The sequence below is a fragment of the Bradyrhizobium sp. WSM471 genome (genome assembly GCF_000244915.1).
Lineage (GTDB): Bacteria > Pseudomonadota > Alphaproteobacteria > Rhizobiales > Xanthobacteraceae > Bradyrhizobium.
Genome location: NZ_CM001442.1, coordinates 4,661,187 through 4,680,864, shown reverse-complemented (window position 1 = coordinate 4,680,864; position 19,678 = coordinate 4,661,187). Strand labels below are relative to the sequence as shown.

Annotated in this window: 17 protein-coding genes; 5 read left to right on the top strand and 12 right to left on the bottom strand. The window is 64.3% G+C overall.

The genetic code is table 11. The features are described 5' to 3' along the window. Positions 1-10 precede the first annotated feature (10 nt). From BRA471DRAFT_RS20850 to gltX, 6 genes are all read right to left on the bottom strand, one after another. On the bottom strand, positions 11-868 hold the full coding sequence (locus BRA471DRAFT_RS20850) for a carbohydrate ABC transporter permease (protein WP_007610848.1): 858 nt from the start codon (positions 866-868) through the stop codon (positions 11-13). Continuing rightward, a complete protein-coding gene (locus BRA471DRAFT_RS20845; RefSeq protein ID WP_007610841.1) occupies positions 861-1,784 on the bottom strand; it encodes a carbohydrate ABC transporter permease in 924 nt (307 codons plus the stop codon). The genes BRA471DRAFT_RS20850 and BRA471DRAFT_RS20845 overlap by 8 nt, the downstream gene beginning before the upstream one ends. Continuing rightward, the gene (locus BRA471DRAFT_RS20840) at positions 1,781-3,067 is read right to left on the bottom strand and encodes an ABC transporter substrate-binding protein (RefSeq protein ID WP_007610839.1); all 1,287 of its coding nucleotides are present in this window, start codon (positions 3,065-3,067) and stop codon (positions 1,781-1,783) included. Before BRA471DRAFT_RS20840 ends, BRA471DRAFT_RS20845 begins: the two co-directional genes overlap by 4 nt. Before the next feature lie 57 nt (positions 3,068-3,124). Continuing rightward, the gene (locus BRA471DRAFT_RS20835) at positions 3,125-4,303 is read right to left on the bottom strand and encodes an ROK family transcriptional regulator (protein WP_198287906.1); all 1,179 of its coding nucleotides are present in this window, start codon (positions 4,301-4,303) and stop codon (positions 3,125-3,127) included. Between the two features lie 177 nt (positions 4,304-4,480). Next, positions 4,481-5,785: a citrate synthase gene (gltA, locus tag BRA471DRAFT_RS20830; protein ID WP_007610837.1), complete on the bottom strand. Its 1,305-nt coding sequence runs from the start codon at positions 5,783-5,785 to the stop codon at positions 4,481-4,483. 193 nt (positions 5,786-5,978) lie between these two features. Further along, entirely contained in the window at positions 5,979-7,406 is a 1,428-nt protein-coding gene (gene gltX / locus BRA471DRAFT_RS20825; RefSeq protein ID WP_007610835.1) for a glutamate--tRNA ligase, read from the bottom strand. Positions 7,407-7,562: 156 nt separating this feature from the next. On the opposite strand from gltX, the gene BRA471DRAFT_RS20820 reads away from it, so the two are divergent. The 4 genes from BRA471DRAFT_RS20820 to BRA471DRAFT_RS20805 all read left to right on the top strand — a co-directional run bounded on the left by BRA471DRAFT_RS20820 (position 7,563) and on the right by BRA471DRAFT_RS20805 (position 12,339). After that, positions 7,563-9,239 carry a glutamine--tRNA ligase/YqeY domain fusion protein gene (locus BRA471DRAFT_RS20820; RefSeq protein ID WP_007610832.1) on the top strand — a complete coding sequence of 559 codons (1,677 nt, stop codon included), beginning with the start codon at positions 7,563-7,565 and terminating at the stop codon, positions 9,237-9,239. 19 nt (positions 9,240-9,258) lie between these two features. Next, complete coding sequence (locus BRA471DRAFT_RS20815; protein ID WP_007610830.1) at positions 9,259-9,645, top strand: nuclear transport factor 2 family protein; 387 nt, start codon at positions 9,259-9,261, stop codon at positions 9,643-9,645. Between the two features lie 85 nt (positions 9,646-9,730). After that, complete coding sequence (locus BRA471DRAFT_RS20810; protein ID WP_007610829.1) at positions 9,731-9,964, top strand: DUF2171 domain-containing protein; 234 nt, start codon at positions 9,731-9,733, stop codon at positions 9,962-9,964. 95 nt (positions 9,965-10,059) lie between these two features. Beyond that, a complete protein-coding gene (locus BRA471DRAFT_RS20805; protein ID WP_007610828.1) occupies positions 10,060-12,339 on the top strand; it encodes a ComEC/Rec2 family competence protein in 2,280 nt (759 codons plus the stop codon). Positions 12,340-12,477: 138 nt separating this feature from the next. Here BRA471DRAFT_RS20805 and BRA471DRAFT_RS20800 read toward each other — a convergent pair whose 3' ends face one another. The 5 genes from BRA471DRAFT_RS20800 to BRA471DRAFT_RS20775 all read right to left on the bottom strand — a co-directional run bounded on the left by BRA471DRAFT_RS20800 (position 12,478) and on the right by BRA471DRAFT_RS20775 (position 17,830). Continuing rightward, complete coding sequence (locus tag BRA471DRAFT_RS20800) at positions 12,478-12,912, bottom strand: hypothetical protein (protein ID WP_007610825.1); 435 nt, start codon at positions 12,910-12,912, stop codon at positions 12,478-12,480. A gap of 463 nt (positions 12,913-13,375) precedes the next feature. Continuing rightward, a complete protein-coding gene (gene lexA, locus BRA471DRAFT_RS20795) occupies positions 13,376-14,077 on the bottom strand; it encodes a transcriptional repressor LexA (protein ID WP_007610823.1) in 702 nt (233 codons plus the stop codon). A gap of 176 nt (positions 14,078-14,253) precedes the next feature. Further along, a complete protein-coding gene (gene glp / locus BRA471DRAFT_RS20790; RefSeq protein ID WP_007610821.1) occupies positions 14,254-15,465 on the bottom strand; it encodes a gephyrin-like molybdotransferase Glp in 1,212 nt (403 codons plus the stop codon). Positions 15,466-16,055: 590 nt separating this feature from the next. Continuing rightward, positions 16,056-16,688, bottom strand: a complete 633-nt coding sequence (locus BRA471DRAFT_RS20780; RefSeq protein ID WP_007610815.1) for an HAD family phosphatase — start codon at positions 16,686-16,688, stop codon at positions 16,056-16,058. Between the two features lie 8 nt (positions 16,689-16,696). Then, positions 16,697-17,830, bottom strand: coding sequence for an alpha-hydroxy acid oxidase (locus tag BRA471DRAFT_RS20775; protein WP_007610813.1), 1,134 nt, complete (start codon positions 17,828-17,830; stop codon positions 16,697-16,699). 305 nt (positions 17,831-18,135) lie between these two features. On the opposite strand from BRA471DRAFT_RS20775, the gene BRA471DRAFT_RS20770 reads away from it, so the two are divergent. Then, entirely contained in the window at positions 18,136-19,473 is a 1,338-nt protein-coding gene (locus BRA471DRAFT_RS20770; RefSeq protein ID WP_007610811.1) for a S41 family peptidase, read from the top strand. Between the two features lie 76 nt (positions 19,474-19,549). Here the strand turns inward: BRA471DRAFT_RS20770 and BRA471DRAFT_RS40025 are convergent, their stop codons facing one another. Then, positions 19,550-19,678, bottom strand: a complete 129-nt coding sequence (locus BRA471DRAFT_RS40025; RefSeq protein WP_256379917.1) for a hypothetical protein — start codon at positions 19,676-19,678, stop codon at positions 19,550-19,552.

Genomic DNA, 19,678 nt, shown 5'->3' with positions numbered 1-19,678 from the left:
GACAATCCGATCATTTCACGGCGCCGGCGGTGAGGCCGCGCACGAAATATTTGCCGCCGATCAGATAGATCAGCAGGGTCGGCAAGGCGGCGATCATCACCGCCGCGCTTTGCACGCCATGCTGCGGGATGTCGGCGACCGCGGCGGATAGCGCGATCAGCGCGGCGGTGACCGGCTGCTGCTGACCTGTCGTGAATGTCACGCCGTAGAGAAATTCGTTCCAGATATGCGTGAACTGCCAGATCACGGTGACGACCAGAATCGGCGGCGAGAGCGGCAGGATGATGCGCCAGAAAATACGAAAGAAGCCTGCGCCATCGATGCGCGCAGCTCTTATCAAATCCTGCGGGATGGCAGTGTAGTAGTTTCGGCAGAACAAGACGGTAAAGGAGAGCCCCTGGATCGTGTGGATCACGACCAGCCCCGTCAGCGTGTTCATGAGGCCCGTATCGCGCAACACGATGGTCCAGGGAAGCAAGCGCATCTGCTGGGGAAGGAAGAGCCCAAGAGTCACGATGCCGTAGATCCAGCTATCGCCGCGAAAACGCCAGAGCGACACGGCGTAACCGGCGACAGCACCGAGCAGGGTCGAGAAAATCGTCGCAGGGATCGTGACCAGCGCGGAGTTCAGCATGTACGGCCGGATGCCGGCGCAGGTCTCGGCGACGCAGAAACCGCTCCAGGCGGCGGCGTAGTTGCTCCATGCCCATTGCTTCGGCCAGCCGATCATCGAGGCCTGCGCGATCTCCTCGTTGGTGCGGAGCGAGTTCAGCACGACAACAGCCAATGGCGCGAGCCATGCTGCAGCGATCAGCGAGACGACGAGATAGATCAGAATCCGGCCTGGCGCGAGGGTTCGCTCACGCATGGATCGCACGCCGCCGCTGGACATAACGCCACGCTGCATAGGGCAGCAAAACCGCGAGAAGAATGAGCAACATCAGCACTGCCGCCGCCGCTCCGCGTCCGAGCAGGCTGCGCTGGAACATCAGGTCGTAGACGACGAGGGCTGGCAGCTGGGTGGCGATCCCAGGCCCACCATTGGTGAGCGCGCGGACGAGGTCGAAGGTCGAAATCGCGAACTGCAGCTGGATGACGATGACGGTGATGGTGATCGGCCAAAGGGTCGGCAGGATGACGCGCCGGTACATTCGGATCGGTCCGGCGCCGTCGATCTGCGCCGCCTTGATCAGGTCGGCGTCGACGGAGCGGAGGCCGGCGAGGAACAGCGCCATGGCGAAACCGGAGGATTGCCAGATCGCAGCGATGACAATGGTCCAAATGGCCATGTCGCGGTCGATCAGCCAGTCGAACCGGAAGGAGCTCCAGCCGAGGTCGCGGACCAGCTTCTGGATCCCGAGGCCAGGATTGAGCAGCCAACTCCAGACCGTGCCGGTGACCACGAATGACACCGCCAGAGGATAGAGGAAGATGGACCGCAGCAGGTTCTCGCCGCGAATGCGCTGATCGAGCAGGATCGCAAGGATGAGACCGGCCGCCAGACTCAGCAACACGAAGCCGCTGCCAAACAGCAACAGATTGTCCAAGGCAATCTGCCAGTTCCGCGATGCTGCAACCGAAGAATAGTTGCGTAAACCGACCCAGCCCGAGATCGGGACCAGAGTGGACGGCGTGAATGATATCCAGATCGTCCAGAGCGAGAACGCAATGAGGTGCGCGGCGGAAAACAGCAGCGGCACCCAGATCGTCAAATATTCGGGCAGCCGGCGTACCCAGTCAGGGGCTGCCGGCCGGCCCGGTGTTGTCGGGATAGCGATGGTCAACGTGCGCCCTCGACGGCCTCGGCAAGGCGAGTGACCGCTTGCTCGGGCTTGATCGTCTTGTTTTTCACGTACTCCGTGATCACGTCGATGATCGCTGCGGTCATCCCGTTTTCCTGCGCCATGTTGTGCGCGAGACTGAGGACGGCCTGATTGCTGGCGATCGCGTCTTTCAGGGCTGCTGCGGTCCGCCGTTGCCCGTCCGACCAGCCTTCGCCGGACAGATCGACATCGGTGCGCACGGGGATCGATCCCGTGATCTGCGAATACATGGTCTGGATCGCTGGATCCATGACGAGCTGGGCCATCAGCTTCTGACCGGCTTGCAGGTCGGGCTCCTTGCGCTGCCAGAATATGAAGGCATCGGCATTCAGCAGGAAGACAGGCTTGCTATTGTCGCTCGGGCCCGGGGCGATGATGAAGTCCTCGAACTTGAAACCCGCGTTGCGCAACACGCCCTGCGCCCACCCGCCCATGATCATCATGCCCATGTCGCCGTCGACGAAACGCTTCAGGTTGGTCGAAAAGTGCTGGGCGCCGACGTTGGGGTCCATCCAGTCGGCAATCTTGCGCACCTGGACGAAGGCAGCCTTTATTTCGGGACCCTCCAGGGCCTTCTTGTCCAGATTCATGAGGGCTGCGCGGTATGCAGTGGGACTGATGCCTGCCAAAGCGGCTTCGAATTTTTGGCCGTCGTCCGGGCGGGTGCCACCGTTGGCGATGGGATAGGGGACGCCGCCTGCTTTCATCTTCTCGGCGAGGTCGTTGAACTCGGCCCATGTGACGGGGATCTTGTCGGCCTTGGCCTTGTCCATCGCGCGTTTGGAGAGAAACAGCATGTTGGTGCTGTAGATCTGCAAAGGCAGCGCAATCCACTTGCCCCCCGGCTTGTGCAATTTTGCAAGGTCCGGAGCGATAACCTTTTCGTAGCCGGCGGCAGCGACGACGGCATCGAGATCGACGGTCGGGGCAATCTTGGACCAAGCCGCGATCTCGGGACCTTTGAGCTGCGAACAGGCCGGTGGATCGCCAGCCATGATCTGGGCACGCAGCTTGTTCATCATCTCGGTGGTGAAGCCGGGGACGGGCGAGTGCTGCCAAACCCCGCCTTTCTCCTCGAATTTCTTGCCGAGCGCCGTGATGGCAGCCCCATCGCTGCCCGCGGACCATTGCGAGATCGCAGTAAGACGCGGCTTGATCGCGCCTTGCGCTCGCGCAAAGGCCGGCAGTGCGAGCGCAGCCGCGGATCCGGCGAGCAGTTGGCGCCTTGTTGTCGTGATCGGCATGGCAGTTTCCTCCCGGTGTGAACTCTTTCGCGCGAGAGCCGCGCGGCATCAGGTATCTCAGGCGGCCTCGATTGATGCGGCCGGCATGCCGCCGCGGCAAGCGAGGCAGAAAGCCGCGAATGCCAGCGCCGCCCGCGGATCGTTGCCATTCGACGGCGGCACGAAAGCGAGCGACACTTGCGCGTGCTTGCGCCCGCCCAACAGACAGGCGTCGATCCCCTCGACGAGCGCGCTGCGATCGTCGTCGGCGAGAAGCGATGGCCAGCCGCTGATCGCGACGCCCTTGCATGGCTTCACGTTCAGCGTGTTGCCGATCGCAAGGCCAAGCCGGAACAGCCGCCGGCGCAATTCCTGCCGCACACGCGACGAGAGCGGTATCGCGGTCACCCATTCGCTGCCGGGTTGAAGCAGCTCGGCTTCCGCGACGCCAAGAAGCTCGGCCAGGGCCGGAAGCGACGTATAGGCCTCGACGCAGCCATGATGACCACAGCGGCAAATTGGACCGTCGGCTCCGAACACCATGTGGCCGAGCTCGACCGGCTGGAGGGCATCGTCCTCCATCGGATCATCCATCCAGGTGCCTGCGACGCCCTGACCGACGAAGACGAAGAGATGCGCGCCGCTGAATGGATAATGCTCCGTGCGGCAACGGTGAAAAATGGCGTGCGCGACGACCGAATTGGTGAACTCGACCGGCACGCCGGCAAAATTCGCGCCGAACATCTCGCTGATACGCCCGATGTCGCAAGGAATGATCGGATTGCTTGATGCGCTCGAGCGGCCGAGGCCCGGAATTGAGACGCCGATCTGCGCGAGGGGGATGTGCCGGCGCCGCGTCCAGTCGCGCAGCAATGTCATCGCCTCGCGAAACGCCTGGCCGACCGTTGCGACCGTCGGCGTCTTCGGCAGCGGCACATCCCCGGTGTCGTGCAGTTCGCCCGACAGGCCCCCGACGCCGACGCTGAGCCGCTGGGTGGTCAGCTCGAAAGCCGCAAGCGCCACCGTCCCATCAAGCGACACGAGGCCAGTCGGGCCGCCGACATAAGGGGCAGGGCGCCGCACTTCCTCGATCAGGCCTTCGGCCTTCAGGTCGAACAGGATGCGCGACAGGCTCGCTTCCGACAGGCGCACGGCCTTGGCCAGCGGCGGACGAAACGACCCGCCCGACTGAAGCAGATGAGTCAAAATGGCAGCACGCGTCTGCCGCCGACTTCTCGGCTGCTCCGGCATTTCCATCCCTGTCGTCATTCTTACTTAGAGTAAGAATTTGCGCGCGAAGCGTTTCGACGTCAAGCGCCGGCCGACGCATTGCGCCGACTTGTTGTTGTGCGCGGCAGCAAGATTGTGTCGGCGCAAAACAAAAACGGCGCCATCGGGAGATGGCGCCGCTTCGAAAGCCGTGATGGCTCGACCTTACTTCCGGTTGTTGATCGCGACGTAGTCGCGCTTGGTAACGCCGGTGTAGAGCTGGCGCGGACGGCCGATCTTCTGCTGCGGATCCTCGATCATCTCGCTCCACTGGCTGATCCAGCCGACGGTGCGGGCGACCGCGAACAGCACGGTGAACATCGAGACCGGGAAGCCCATCGCCTTCAGCGTGATGCCCGAATAGAAGTCGACGTTCGGGTAGAGCTTGCGGTCGATGAAGTACTGGTCGCTGAGCGCGATCTTCTCGAGCTCGAGCGCCACCTTCAGCATCGGATCGTCGCCATGGCCGGTCTCCTTGAGCACGGCGTGACACATCTTCTGCATGATCTTGGCGCGCGGATCGTAGTTCTTGTAGACGCGGTGACCGAAGCCCATCAGGCGGACTTCGGAGTTCTTGTCTTTCACCTTGGCGATGAACTCGGGGATCTTGTCGACCGAGCCGATCTCGGCGAGCATCGCGAGCGCGGCTTCGTTGGCGCCGCCATGCGCCGGGCCCCACAGGCAGGCGATGCCGGCGGCGATGCAGGCGAACGGGTTGGCGCCGGAGGAGCCGGCGATACGCACGGTCGAGGTCGAGGCGTTCTGCTCGTGGTCGGCGTGCAGGATGAAGATCTTGTCCAGTGCATCCGCAAGCACCGGGTTGATCTTGTAGTCCTCGCACGGCACGGCGAAGCACATGTGCAGGAAGTTCTCGGCGAACTTCAGCGAGTTTTTCGGATACACGAAGGGCTGGCCGACCGTGTATTTGTAGGCCATCGCGGCCAAGGTCGGGATCTTGGCGATCATGCGCATGGAGGCGATCATGCGCTGCTTCGGATCGTTGATGTCGGTCGAGTCGTGATAGAACGCGGCGAGCGCGCCGACAGCCGCCACCATGATCGCCATCGGATGGGCGTCGCGGCGGAAGCCCTGGAAGAAGCGGGCCATCTGCTCGTGCACCATCGTGTGATGGATCACGCGGTCGTCGAAATCCTTCTTCTGCGCGGCGGTGGGAAGCTCCCCGAACAGCAGCAGATAGCAGGTCTCCAGGAAGTCGCCGTTCTCGGCGAGCTGCTCGATCGGATAGCCGCGGTATTCCAGCACGCCCGCGTCACCGTCGATATAGGTGATCTTGGACTGGCAGCTCGCGGTCGAGGTGAAGCCCGGGTCGTAGGTGAACAGGCCGGACTGGCCGTAGAGCTTGCCGATATCGATGACGTCGGGCCCGACGCTGCCGCTGTGGATCGGAAGATCGAAATTCTTGTTTCCGACCGTCAGTGTGGCGGTCTTATTGCTTGGTTTTGCGTCCATCAGAGGTCCCCGATGTATGGTGAAACGGGCCGGACCCGGAGGCCCCGATGAGATATCGCGGGGCAGGCCGGATGTTCCAGAAGGTACGGCTGAGATGGGTATATTATTGCTGTGTGCGCTGCAAGATGGCGCCGCGCATGGTCGACTTACGTCGTAGCCTAGTCCTTGGCCGGTCCTCGGCTCGGTCCTCGGCCTACTCCTTGGCCTGATCTTTGAGCCGGCCCAGGCTTTCCTGGCGTCCGAGGACGTCCAAGACCTCGAATATGCCGGGCGAGGTCGTCCGCCCGGTCAGCGCCGCCCGCAGCGGCTGGGCGACCGCACCGAGCTTGAGACTATTTTCCTCGGCAAAGGCGCGCAGCGCGGCTTCCGCATTGGCCGCGCTCCAAGTCTCGACTTTCTCCAGCGCGGAATGAAGTTGGCCAATCAGCTTGCGGTTCTCAGGCGTCAGCAGCGCTGCCGCCTTCGGATCAAGCTCCAGCGGCCGATCGGCGAAGATGAAATAGGCGCCGTCGATCAGCTCGATCAGCGTCTTGGCGCGCTCCTTCAGGGCCGGCATGGCCTTCAGGAGCTGCGCGCGCGTGGTGTCGTTTAACTTGGCCTTAAGCTCGTCGCGGCTGGGCACGACGTGGTCCAGCACGTCCTCGAACATCTTCACGAGTGATTGATCGTCGGCATTGCGGATGTAGTGGCCGTTGAGGTTTTCCAGCTTGGCGAAGTCGAAGCGCGCTGCTGCGCGGCCGACGCTGGCGAGGTCGAAGGCGGCGATCATCTCCTCGGTGGAGAAGATCTCCTGGTCGCCGTGGCTCCAGCCGAGCCGGACGAGATAATTGCGGAGCGCGGCCGGGAGGTATCCCATGGCGCGGTAGGCATCGACGCCAAGCGCGCCGTGCCTCTTGGAGAGCTTCGAACCGTCCGGGCCGTGGATCAGGGGGATGTGGGACATGCTCGGCAGCGTCCAGCCCATCGCGTCGTAGATCTGCTTTTGGCGGGCCGCGTTGATCAGATGGTCGTCGCCGCGGATGACATGGGTGACACCCATGTCGTGGTCGTCGACCACCACGGCGAGCATGTAGGTCGGGTTGCCATCGCCGCGCAGCAGGACGAGGTCGTCGAGATTCTCGTTCTGCCAGACCACGCGGCCCTGGACCTGATCGTCGATCACGGTCTCGCCGGTCTGCGGCGCGCGGAGCCGGATGGTGGGCTTCACGTCGGTTGGGGCCGTCGCCGGATCGCGGTCGCGCCACAGACCGTCATAGAGGCGGGTACGCCCCTCTGCGCGCGCCTTCTCGCGCATCGCGGTCAGCTCCTCGGCGGTGGCGTAGCAGCGATAGGCCTTACCGTCGGCGAGCAGCTGCTCGGCGACCTCGCGGTGGCGGGCGGCGCGGCTGAACTGGTAGATGACATCGCCATCCCAGCCGAGCTCCAGCCATTTCAGGCCGTCGAGGATGGCGCCGATCGCGGCCTCGGTGGAGCGCTCCCGGTCGGTGTCCTCGATCCGGAGCAGCATCTTGCCGCCGTGCTTCTTCGCATAGAGCCAGTTGAACAGGGCCGTGCGCGCGCCCCCGATATGGAGGAAGCCGGTCGGCGAGGGAGCGAAGCGGGTGACGACGGGAGAGGTCATTCTTGGCAAGGCCTATGCATTGGAGGCGGTGGTATATAACAGGACCGGTGCATAACTAAAGCCCGGCAGCGGACGGCTTAAGGCCTTGCTTAAGCCCTTGGCTCAGCGTCCCGAATTTGGCAGAAGGGCCGCTGATTTCCCTACAGGATTTTCGTAATGACAGAACCGGTGGCGAACGAGGTTGGGCGCGATTTCATTCGTGACATCATCCAGGCCGACCTCGAGCAGGCCAAATACAAGGAGATCGTGACCCGGTTCCCGCCGGAGCCGAACGGTTACCTGCATATCGGCCACGCCAAGTCGATCGCGCTCAATTTCGGCATCGCCCAGGAGTTTCCGGGCCGCTGCCATCTGCGCTTCGACGACACCAACCCGGTCAAGGAAGAGCAGGAATATATCGATTCCATCCAGGCCGACGTGCGCTGGCTCGGCTTCGACTGGGGCAAGAACCTGTTCTTCGCCTCGGACTATTTCGACCGCCTCTACGAATGGGCGGAGCAGCTGATCCGCGACGGGCTCGCCTATGTGGACGACCAGACCCAGGAGGAGATTCGTCTTGCGCGCGGCACGCTGACCGAGCCCGGCAAGAACTCGCCGTTCCGCGATCGCAGCGTGGATGAAAATCTCGATCTCTTCCGACGCATGAAGGCGGGCGAATTCCCGAACGGCGCGCGCGTGCTGCGGGCCAAGATCGACATGGGTGCGGGCAACATCAATCTGCGCGACCCCGTGCTGTACCGCATCCTGCATGCGCACCATCCGCGCACCGGGACCAAGTGGAGCATCTATCCGAGCTACGACTATGCCCACGGCCAGTCGGATGCGATCGAGGGCATCACGCACTCGATCTGCACGCTGGAGTTCGAGGATCACCGGCCGCTCTATGAGTGGTTCATCGAGAAGCTGCCGGTGCCGTCGAAACCGCATCAGTACGAATTCGCGCGGCTGAACCTGACCTACACGCTGCTGTCCAAGCGCGTGCTGACCCAGCTCGTCCGCGAGGGCCATGTCGCGGGCTGGGACGATCCGCGCATGCCGACCATGGCGGGGATGCGCCGCCGCGGCGTGCCGCCGGCCGCCCTTCGCGAATTCGTCAAGCGCATCGGCGTGGCGAAGGCCAACAGCGTCGTCGACGTCGGCATGCTCGAGTTCTGCATTCGCGAGGAGCTGAACCGGACATCGCAGCGGCGCATGGCGGTGCTGAAGCCGCTCAAGGTCGTGATCGAGAATTATCCGGAAGGGCAGACCGAGGAGCTCGAGGCGATCAATCATCCGGACGATCCCTCCGCCGGAACCCGGAAGATCACGTTCGGCCGTGAGCTCTATATCGAGCAGGACGATTTCATGGAGAACCCGCCGAAAAAGTTCTTTCGTCTGTCGCCGGGCAACGAGGTGCGGCTGCGCTACGCCTATTTCGTCAAGTGCACCGGCGTGATCAAGAACGATGCCGGCGAAGTGGTGGAATTGCGTTGCACCTACGATCCCGCGACCAAGGGCGGTAACGCGCCCGACGGCCGCAAGGTCAAGGCCACAATGCACTGGCTGTCGGCGGCAACATCCGTGCCCGCGGAAATCCGCGTCTACAACCAGCTGTTTGCCAGTCCGAGCCCGGACGCCTCGAACTTCGCCGCCGACCTCAATCCGCAGTCGCTGGAAATTCTCGCTGATGCCTGCGTCGAGGCGTCGGTTGCGAAAAGCAATTCGACCGAGCCGATGCAGTTCGAGCGCCAGGGCTATTTCGTGCGCGACAAGGACTCGACCCCCGGCAGACCGGTATTTTCCAGGACCATCGGCCTGCGCGACACGTTCGCGAAGGAAGTGGCTAAAGGCTGAAATGAGCTGCGAGACCACAATGAGCGACGAAGCCGACGCCATCGTTTCCGCCATCATCGCGAAATGGCGCGCCGGCTTCGCCATGCTCGACGCCGCTGCCCTCTCGTCTCTGTATTCGAAGAATGCCTTCTTCTTCGGCTCCAACCCGAAGCTCTACCAGGGCAGGGACGGCGTCGCAGACTATTTCAATGGCCTGCCACGCTGGCGCAAACCGAGCGCGGTGTTCTCCGAAGTGAATGCGGCGAGGGCAGGTCCTGATCTGATCAACATGGCTGCAACCATCTCGTTCGATCTCGCCGGCGAACGTCCCAATTTCTCGGTCAAGATGAGCTGGGTCATCATTCGCGAGGACGGCGACTGGAAGATCGTCAATCACCATGCTTCGTCGCAGGCGCCGCTGATCTGACCAGTCGGGCACACGGCTTCGTCATTCTCGTGAGAGAACGAACTTGCATCCCGCGCGTTGGGGTGGGTCCAACAAGGAACCCACCATGCAGAACATCGCAGAGCATATGGAAGTCATCGGCGCCGATGGCGTCCACATCGGCACCGTCGACAAGGTCGAAGGCAATCGCATCAAGCTGACCAAGAAGGACAGCGGCGAGGGCAGCCACAAGGGACATCATCACTTCATCGACAAGGGCCTCGTCGCCGACATCGAGGGCAACAAGGTCCGGCTGTCGGCCAAGGCGGATGTCGCGGTGACGATGGAAGAGGAAAAGTAGCGGTCGCGCCCTTTCGTTCCTGATCCGTACCGCTATCCGCCCGCCTGCACGTTCCGGTAGCTTCTCGCTTCGTTGCGTATTATCGAGTGCAGGGAATGGCGGAGCCGGGCCGGACGGTACGGTCGCAGGGGATCGCGGGGACGTGGCCCGGGGGCCGCACCGCGTCTGCCAGCGGCCTTGCGCCTGCAGGCCTCGACCTCTGGACATCGCTGGCCGAGACCCTCCGCGTGTGGCTACGCGCCGAGGCTGGCGCCGGGCGGTTGTTGCCGTGGGTGCCCGTGGCGTTTGGCTGCGGCATCGCGCTTTATTTCTCCGCAGATCATGAGCCGGTGCTGTGGGTCGTTGCCACGACCGCCATCGCGCTCCTGCTCGGCGCGGCTCTGTTGCGGCGGAGCCGGCTGTTCGCCCCGGCCATCATGATCGCGGCGGTCGCGGCCGGCTTTGCCGTCGCGACCTGGAAGACGGCGCGCATCGCTCACCCGGTGCTGGCAAAGGCGCTCTATTCGGTGTCGTTGTCGGGCTTCGTCGAGGCCCGCGACATCCGCGAGCGCACAGATCGTTTCGTGCTGCGCGTCACCGCGATGGAGGCGCAGCGTAGCGACGTCAGGCTCGAGCGCGTGCGCCTGTCGGTCCGCAAGGGCACCGCGCCGGAGGTCGGCAGCTTCGTTCAGCTCAAGGCGCGGCTGATGCCGCCGCTCGCGCCGGTGCGGCCCGGCAGTTACGACTTTTCGCGCGACATGTTCTTCCAGGGCATCGGCGCCTCCGGCTTCGCAATGGGCGCCATCACGGTGGCGGCGCCCCCTGAGACCGCCGGTTGGCGGCTGCGTTATGCGGCCTTCATGCAAGGCTTGCGCGATGCGATCGATGCCCGCATCCGGGCGACGCTCGACGGCGACAACCGGGCGATCGCGACTGCGCTGCTCACCGGGCGACGCGATGCGATCACCACGCCCGTCAACGATGCGATGTTCATCTCCGGCCTCGGCCACGTGCTCTCGATCTCCGGTTATCACATGGCCGTCGTGGCCGGTGTCGTGTTCTTCGCGGTGCGCGCGCTGCTCGCTTTGGTTCCGGGACTGGCGGCCGGCTTCGCCATCAAGAAATGGTCGGCCGCCGCCGCGCTGGTCGCCGCCGCGTTCTACCTGCTGCTGTCGGGCGCGGAGGTCGCAACGCAAAGGTCGTTCTTCATGACGGCGGTGGTGCTGATCGCGGTGATGGTCGATCGCCGTGCCATCACCTTCCGCACGTTGGCTGTCGCCGCGCTGATCGTGCTGGCGGTCGCGCCGGAAGCGCTGGTGCATCCGAGTTTTCAGATGTCGTTTGCGGCAACGCTGGGGCTGGTGGCGCTGGTGCAGATCGGCATGCCCAATTTGTTTGCCTCGCCGGACCATTCGGCGACCGCGCGCATTGCGATGTGGGGTGGGCGCGAGATCGCGATGCTGTTCATGGCCTCGCTGATTGCGGGACTTGCGACTACGCCCTATGCCGCGTTCCATTTCCACCGTGTCACGCCGTTCGGCGTGCTCGCCAATCTCGGCGCGATGCCGGTGGTCTCGGCGCTGGTGATGCCGGCGGGACTGTTGGGGCTGCTTGCTGCGCCGTTCGGGCTGGACAGCGTGTTCTGGTGGCTGATGGGGATCGGCATCGAGTGGATGGTCGCGGTCTCCCGCTGGGTCGCGGCCTTGCCGGGCGCGGTCGGCCGCATCCCGGCGTTCGGGATCGCGCCGCTGATCGCGGCGAGCCTGGGAATCATCGTGCTGGGCTTGTTGCGCACGCCGCTGCGCTGGTCCGGCGCCCTGGTGCTGCTGGCAGCGATCCTCTGGGGACTGTCGGCGCGGCAGCCCGACATCCTGATTGCCGGGGATGGCGCGAGCGTCGCGGTGCGGGGCAGGGACGGATATCTGCACCTGATCAGGACCAACAAGGACAGCTTTCTGCTCAAGGAATGGCTCGCTGCCGACGCCGATCCGCGCGATGCCGGCAGAGCCTCGCTGGCCGATGGCGTGTCCTGTGACGAATCCGGCTGCGTGACGCCACTGGCCGACGGGAGGCTGGTCGCGCTGGCACTGCGCGTCGACGCTCTCGCGGACGATTGCAGTCGGGCCGCGCTGGTGGTGACGACACGTCCCACGCCGCCCGATTGCGCGGCGATGGTGGTCGATCGGCAGCGACTCGCCAGCCAGAGCGCGCTGGCGCTGACGCGGCGTGGTGACGGTTTTGTGGTTCAGACGGTAAGGGCGAGAGGCACGAGCCGCCCCTGGTTGCCGGCCGGCGCCGGTGAGGGTGATTTCGACGGCAGCCTTGCGCCGAAGGCGACCGCGCCCCGCATCAAGGACGCAACGCCGGCGGAGACCGACTTGCAGGCCGACGATTGATCTGATGGTGCGGAGCAATGCAGTGGGTTGGCGCATCCGCTCGGATTCGCCGGGCGCAAACCACACCTTCTCGCCGGCCACGGCCGGCGATGGCGATTCAATCCTGACCTCCGACCTCGTAGCCGGAGGGCGGCTGTGTCAGCCGATCGGCAGGTGCGTGACGGTCGGCTGCCTGTCGGCGATGATTTGCGCCTTGTTCTCGCGCTCGGTGACCGACTGAGTCACCGGCAGTTGCAGCACGGTCGCTCGCTGGCCTTCGACGAGCTGCGTCACCAGCACGTATTTGCCGTCGGGGAATTCGATCGCGTCATGATGGCGGTCGGGAACGTGCGGATCGATCTTGCCGAACTTGCCCACGCGGGAATTGATGGTGCGCGTCCAGATCCAGCGATTGTCGTAGCGGACGTCGTCGGCGAAGGCGAGCTCCGTTCCCGGCAGCAGGCAGACGGCAACAGACGGATCGGCTGCGGAGGCGAAGCCGCGCGTCGAGGTGCCGCGGAAGCTTGTCGTGACGATCGTCTCGCCGACTTCGGCGGGGCGCGACGCGACGGCATGCAGGCTGTAGTCACACATCGGGTGCTCCTCATGCTGGGATAGCAACCCGCGTCTCTCAATCGAGGCGCAGGCCTCTATCAGAGTTGAAGCACGAACGCTCTGCTTGGTTGTGGGCAAATCTGCGGCTGGTTTCTGCAGGCCGCGATCACATTATCTTTCCCGAATTCAATAGGAACAAAGCCCCTTGCGATGCATTCGGGAGGCGCATGCGCGAATATTGCCGGCTTGGCTGCAACGGTCGAACTTGACCGCTGGTCGCTGTTTCCTCGAACGCTCGAGCCGCGAAGCGGTGCTGTTTGAAGCGGTACCGCTTCGTCGGCGTCGCGAGGAGCCAGCGCCGGAGGAGGGGCCGGATAGTCTGTGCAGAACCAGAACGACTATCCAGCCGGAGCGGACGATCATCCGATCCAATCTCTGACCGGCGCTGCAGATCGGAAGCGCGCGAGGCGCCAAGCACTTCCGGTATGAAGCATTTCCGGTATCAGTACTTCCGGTAAAGCCCGATCAGCTTGCCCTGAATCTTCACCCGGTTGGGCGGCAGGATGCGGACCTCATAGGCTGCGTTGGCGGGCTCGAGCGCGATCGAGGCGCCGCGACGGCGGAAGCGCTTCAGCGTCGCTTCCTCGTCGTCGATCAGCGCCACCACGATGTCGCCGGTATCAGCGCTCTCGTTGCGCTGGATCAGCGCCATGTCGCCGTCGAGGATGCCGGCCTCGACCATGGAATCACCGCGTACTTCGAGCGCGTAATGCTCACCCGAGCCGAGCATGTCAGGCGGTACGCTGATGGTATGGCTGCGGGTCTGCAATGCCTCGATCGGCGTGCCGGCCGCGATGCGGCCCATCACCGGCACCGCGACGGGGCGTTCGCCCTCGTCCGCGGGCAGGCTGGAGCCCGCACGCACCTTGCCGAGATTGCCCTCGATGACGCTCGGGGTGAAGCCGCGGCGGCTGCCGGCGGCCGCCTGGAGCTCCGGCAGCTTGATGACTTCAATCGCACGGGCGCGGTTGGGCAGGCGTCGGATGAAGCCACGTTCCTCGAGCGCCGTGATCAGGCGATGGATGCCCGACTTCGAGCGCAGGTCGAGCGCATCCTTCATCTCGTCGAAGGAGGGCGGCACGCCGCTTTCCTTCAGACGTTCACTGATGAACCGCAGAAGCTCGTATTGTTTGCGCGTTAACATCTCGACCAAAGTCCCCCGGTTGATGTCGTCCGATTCCGAGACGCAGAATTCGGCCATAAGCCGCTACATGCTCGAAACAAATCATGAACGGACACTATATGTTCGATACATGTTCCGCAACTGCTTAATTTACCGTGAACAGGGCGAACTTCGCGGAACGCGCGTTGCGGGGGCGCTCAGACGGGGAGCCGCAACACTTCGCAAGCCGTGCCGGCTTCGGCCTTCGGCGCGAATGGTGCGCGCACGAGAAGTACCTGCGCTGCAGCGAGATTCGCAAGCAGCGAAGAGTCCTGATGATTGACGGGAAGAACGACGCGTGTGCCATCGTCACGCTCCTCCAGATGCGCCCGCAGATAGTCCTCGCGCTGGTCGTTGGCGCCGACGTCGCGGCCGAGCACGGCGCGTTCACGGCGATGGTGAATCACCGAACGGCCCGACAGGGCGCGAATCAGCGGCACCATGAACAGGAAAGCGCACACGTAGGACGACACGGGATTGCCCGGCAGGCCGATCACACCCATTGCGCCGAGTCGTCCGTGCATCATCGGCTTGCCTGGCCGCATCGCGATCTTCCAGAACGCCATCGCGATGCCTTCGTCCCGCAGCGCCTGCTGGACCAGATCGTGGTCGCCGACCGATGCGCCGCCGGTCGTGATCAGGATGTCGGCGCCGCTCTCGCGGGCGCGGCGGATGCCGGCGGTGGTCGCCTCCAGCGTGTCGGCGGCAATCCCGAGGTCGATGGTCTCGGCGCCCTCGCTGCGGGCGAGCGCGTGCAGGGCGTAGCCGTTGGAATAGACGATCTGGCCGTGGCCGGGCGTGGTGCCCGGCATCACCAGCTCGTCGCCAGTGGCGAGAATCGCGACCTTCGGTCGCCTGAAAACGGCAAGGTGCGGATGGTTCATCCCGGCGGCGAGCGCGAGGTCGCGCTCGGTGAGACGGCTTCCCTTGCGCAGGAGCACGTCGCCTTCGCGGAAATCGACGCCGGCGCGGCGGATGTGCCGTCCGGCGACCGCGGCTTCCTTGATCGTGATACGCTCGCTGGCGGCGACCGTGTCCTCCTGGATCACGACGGCGTCCGCGCCAGCGGGAACGACGCCGCCGGTGAAGATCCGCACGGCCTCGCCGGCGCCGACCGTCCCCGCGAACGGCCGGCCCGCCGCGACTTCGCCGATGACGGTGAGCTCCGAATCGATCGTCGCGGCATCGGCCGCGCGCACCGCGTAGCCGTCCATCGCGGACATCGCCTGCGGCGGCTGCGTGCGTCGCGCGGCGACGTCACGCGCGAGCACGCGATGGTAGGCCTCGTCGAGGGAAATCATGTCTTCCGGCAGCGGCTCTGCACCCGCCAGCACCGCGGCAAGCGCGTCGGAAACCGGCATCAAGGCCACGGCGAAAACTCCTGCTCGGCACGTTCGGGCGAATGTTCCGCAAGTCTTCTAGCCGAGCGCGGGCGCGGAGGCAAAAACGGGGCAGTCATCCCGCCGCTTCGCATTGTTCCGGAAGGCGGATCAAACGTGTCGCGGCATGATCCGAGGGAAGTGAGAGATCGGCAGGAGAGTGGTCATGGAAGCGACGAAAATCATGACAAGACGAGAGCGACGAGCGCCCCGGCCTGCATCGATCAGCTCCCTGCCTGCCCGGGAGTTACGTCGGGCGCCTTCGGCCCCTGGTCTTTGTCTGGCAGCGGATCGGCCTGGGATTTCAGGTCGGCGGCCTTGCTCACGAGCTTGGCGGAAAGGTCCGAGTCTGAAGTTGTCCTGGCGAATTCAAGGAGAAGAGAGGCCTGCCTAGTGAGGTAGTTTTTGCCCAACACGGTGATGCACCCGTTCGTAGAAGTCCCAACGGGCTGTAGACTCCTGAAGACGGTATTCTGTTCCGGGAACTCTGTATAAAAATGCACAAAGTGATTGGTTCCAAAATCTTTCGAATTAGTTCCGTCGGGCGCACCTTCCATGGGCTTCGCGCCGACGGATCGTCGTCAGATGCCCAATGCCTTCAACGCGTTCCCGACGTCACGCGGCGAGGTCACATGCACCGCCGTCAAGCCGCGCGCCCGCGCTCCCTCGATGTTTTCAGCAAGATCGTCGAAGAACACGATGCGCCCGGCGGGCACGCCGATCGCCGCAACGACGTGGTCGAAGGCTTCCGCATCCGGTTTGCGCAGGCCGATGCTGGACGACAAATAAAGCTCTCGGAAATGGCCGAGGAGGTCGGCATACTCCCTCGAGAAATGGTCCACGTGCGGCCGGTTGGTGTTGGAGAAAGCGTAAAGCGGCATCTGCTTCGCTGCCCGCGGCAGCAGCTCGGAGATCTCAGGCATTTCGCCGGCGAAGATCGCGTTCCAGCCTTCCAGGAACTGCGCGTCCGAAATGCCGATTCCGAGCGAGGCTCGCAATGAGGCGAAATAATCCTCATCGCTGATTTTCCCCATCTCGTGCAACCGATAGGCTTCGCTGTCCCGCACATAACGCGCGACGATGGCGTCGGGCTTGCAGCCGGCATGTCCCGCCCAGCAGGCGATCGCCTTGGAAAAATCGATATCGAGCACCACGCGGCCGAGATCGAACAGGAGCGCATCCGCAGCTCCGGGAGAGAGCGATTTCACCTGCATCCTTTCACTCAGTATCGATACGGCTCGTGGTCGAACAGCGGAAACGCGCTGAACACACTCGGCGCATTGGTTGCGGTCGCCTGGTGCAGGCAGGATTTGTTGACCTCGGCGAACGAGGTCGCACCCAGGAGGCCGAGGCAGCGCAGCACTTCATCTTCGAGCAGCTCCAGCATGCGCGCCACGCCGGCTTCGCCGGCCGCCGCCAGCGCCCAGCATTGCAGCCGGCCGATGCCGACGACGTCGGCGCCCGCCGCGATCGCCTTGACGATGTCGGTGCCGCGACAGATGCCGCCATCGACCATGATCTTGGCGCGGCCGTTCACGGCGTCAACGATCTCCGGCAGTACGTGCATGGCGCCGCGACCGTGATCGAGTTGACGGCCGCCATGGTTGGAGACGTAGATCCATTCGACGCCGTGATCGATCGCGATCAGCGCGTCCTCTGGCGTCGCGATGCCCTTGAGGATCAGCGGGATCTTGAACTTGTCCTTGATCATCTTCACCGTCCGCCACTCCAGACCCTTCTGGTAATCGCCGCCGGTGGCGCGCAGCCGGCTCTCGCGAACGTAGCGCTTGGCGATGTCACGTTCACGACGGCTGTAATGGGCGGTGTCGACGGTCAGGCAGAAGGCGGCGTAGGCGTTCTTCTCGGCCCGGCTGACGACGTCGGCGACGAAGGCGTCGTCGCCCCGCACATAGAGCTGGTAGAGGCGCAGCGCGTCGGGCGCAGCTTCGGCGGTCTTCTCGAGGCCGGGCTCGGACACGGAACTGAGCATGTGCGCCGCACCGAAAGTGCCGCAGGCGCGTGCCACGCTCGCTGCACCATCCGGATCGAAGATCTCGAGCGCGCCGACGGGGGCGAGCACCACCGGCAGCCGCATCTTGCGGCCGAACTGCTCGACCGAGCCGGTGACCTTGCGGACATCGCGCAGCACGCGCGGGCGGAAGGCGATCTCGTCCAGCGCCATGCGGTTGCGACGCATCGTGGTCTCGGTCTCGGCCGCGCCGACGATATAATCCCAGGCATTCTGGTTGAGGTTGGCGCGGGCTTTCCGGATGAATTCATGCAGATTCTGGAACGGCTCGGTGCTTGCGCCGAGCTCGACGTTCCTGTCCGGTTGGATGCGGGGTGCTTCGTTCATTTTTATCCTCCCGAGAATTTGAAGCCTTCCCTCATCGCCTAACCCGTCCGGGGCGCCAAAACCATCCTAAAATGGCATGGCTGCGAGGCGTGGGCCGGCCGGCCGACCCCCGCTGTGCACGAACCGGGTCCTGCAACGTTGCCGAAAGTTTAGGTCCGGACGAAGCGATTTTTACGGTGTACCCGCCGGCGTGGCATCCCGGCCTTGAAGAAACCAGAATGGTATTGTGAGAAGCAGGCTGGATCGCCATTTGCATGGCGGCTCCCAGCCCCACCGAACCGCGAAGCAAGAAGGCCAGCCTATCCATGCGGAAAACCCTGCTGTTTCCACTGGGCGCGCTCACCGGAGCGTGTCTGACCCTTTTGGCAGCCAGTCCGCACGGCGGCGTATGGGCGGCACGGGCGGCAGCGAGCGCGGATGACGCCTATTCCAAGCTCAATTTGTTCGGCGAAGTGTTCGAGCGGGTGAAGGCGAGCTATGTCGAGAAGCCCGACAATGCCAAGCTGATCGAAGGCGCGATCACCGGCATGGTGACCTCGCTCGATCCGCACTCGCGCTACATGAACGACAAGGCCTGGACCGAGATGCAGGAGACCACCTCCGGCGAGTTCGGCGGGCTCGGCATCGAGGTCACGATGGAGGAGGGGCTGGTCAAGGTCGTCTCGCCGATCGACGACACGCCGGCGTCCAAGGCCGGCATCATGTCGGGCGACCTTATCAGCAAGATCGACGGCGATGCCGTGCAGGGCATGACGCTCGAGCAGGCCGTCAACAAGATGAAGGGGCCGGTCGACACCCAGACCAAGCTCACGATCATGCGCAAGGGCGCCGACGCCCCGCTCGACGTCGCGATCAAGCGCGAGATCATCCATGTGCGCCCCGTGCGTTTCCATGTCGAGAACGGGGATATCGGCTATATCCGCGTCACCTCGTTCAACGAGCAGACCACCGATGGCCTGAAGAAGGCGATCGCATCGATCTCCAAGGACGTTCCGCCGGAGAAGCTGGTGGGCTACGTGATGGACCTGCGCAACAATCCGGGCGGATTGCTCGACCAGGCCGTGTCGGTGTCGAGCGCGTTCCTGCAGCGTGGCGAGGTCGTCTCGACCCGCGGCCGCAATCCGGAAGAGACCCAGCGCTTCACCGCGCATGGTGGCGACCTCACCAAGGGCAAGCCGCTGGTGGTTCTCGTCAACGGCGGCTCCGCCTCAGCCTCGGAGATCGTGGCCGGCGCGCTGCATGACCACAAGCGCGCCACGCTGATCGGCACGCGCTCGTTCGGCAAGGGCTCGGTGCAGACCATCATTCCGCTCGGCACCGGCAACGGCGCGCTCGCGCTGACCACGGCGCGCTACTACACGCCCTCGGGCCGCTCGATCCAGGCCCAGGGCATCGCGCCCGACATCGAGATCCTCCAGGACGTGCCGAGCGAGCTGAAGGGCCGGATGGACACCATGGCGGAGTCCCAGATGCGCGGTCATCTCCAGGCAGCCGATGGCACCGAGCAGACCGGATCGCAATCCTATGTCCCGCCGGAAGCGAAAGACGACAAGGCCCTGCATACGGCCTACGACTTCCTGCACGGCCAAACCGCGAATGCGGTCGCCGCCAAGCCGGCGCCGAAGGCTGCGGTGCCGAACTAGGCGCTCGCGACGGTAAGGTGTTGATCGCCCGGGAGCGGATAGCCGTTCCCGGGCGAACTTGTTTCGGGGCGCTGTGTCAACTCGGGTTCATGGCCGCGAAGGTGGCCTCATAGCAGCCGTCGCGCTCGGCCCAGCGGCGGGCGCGGTCGCGCTCGACCAGCACCTCGCCGCCGGGATGGACACTTTGGCCTGATCTCGCCGTCAA

Bases quoted from the DNA above. Each gene is read 5' to 3' on its own strand.
- BRA471DRAFT_RS20850 (WP_007610848.1), bottom strand. From the start codon at position 868: ATGCGTGAGCGAACCCTCGCGCCAGGCCGGATTCTGATCTATCTCGTC.
- BRA471DRAFT_RS20840 (WP_007610839.1), bottom strand. From the start codon at position 3,067: ATGCCGATCACGACAACAAGGCGCCAACTGCTCGCCGGATCCGCGGCT.
- BRA471DRAFT_RS20835 (WP_198287906.1), bottom strand. From the start codon at position 4,303: ATGGAAATGCCGGAGCAGCCGAGAAGTCGGCGGCAGACGCGTGCTGCC.
- gltA (WP_007610837.1), bottom strand. From the start codon at position 5,785: ATGGACGCAAAACCAAGCAATAAGACCGCCACACTGACGGTCGGAAAC.
- gltX (WP_007610835.1), bottom strand. From the start codon at position 7,406: ATGACCTCTCCCGTCGTCACCCGCTTCGCTCCCTCGCCGACCGGCTTC.
- BRA471DRAFT_RS20820 (WP_007610832.1), top strand. From the start codon at position 7,563: ATGACAGAACCGGTGGCGAACGAGGTTGGGCGCGATTTCATTCGTGAC.
- BRA471DRAFT_RS20815 (WP_007610830.1), top strand. From the start codon at position 9,259: ATGAGCGACGAAGCCGACGCCATCGTTTCCGCCATCATCGCGAAATGG.
- BRA471DRAFT_RS20810 (WP_007610829.1), top strand. From the start codon at position 9,731: ATGCAGAACATCGCAGAGCATATGGAAGTCATCGGCGCCGATGGCGTC.
- BRA471DRAFT_RS20805 (WP_007610828.1), top strand. From the start codon at position 10,060: ATGGCGGAGCCGGGCCGGACGGTACGGTCGCAGGGGATCGCGGGGACG.
- BRA471DRAFT_RS20800 (WP_007610825.1), bottom strand. From the start codon at position 12,912: ATGTGTGACTACAGCCTGCATGCCGTCGCGTCGCGCCCCGCCGAAGTC.
- lexA (WP_007610823.1), bottom strand. From the start codon at position 14,077: ATGTTAACGCGCAAACAATACGAGCTTCTGCGGTTCATCAGTGAACGT.
- BRA471DRAFT_RS20780 (WP_007610815.1), bottom strand. From the start codon at position 16,688: ATGCAGGTGAAATCGCTCTCTCCCGGAGCTGCGGATGCGCTCCTGTTC.
- BRA471DRAFT_RS20775 (WP_007610813.1), bottom strand. From the start codon at position 17,830: ATGAACGAAGCACCCCGCATCCAACCGGACAGGAACGTCGAGCTCGGC.
- BRA471DRAFT_RS20770 (WP_007610811.1), top strand. From the start codon at position 18,136: ATGCGGAAAACCCTGCTGTTTCCACTGGGCGCGCTCACCGGAGCGTGT.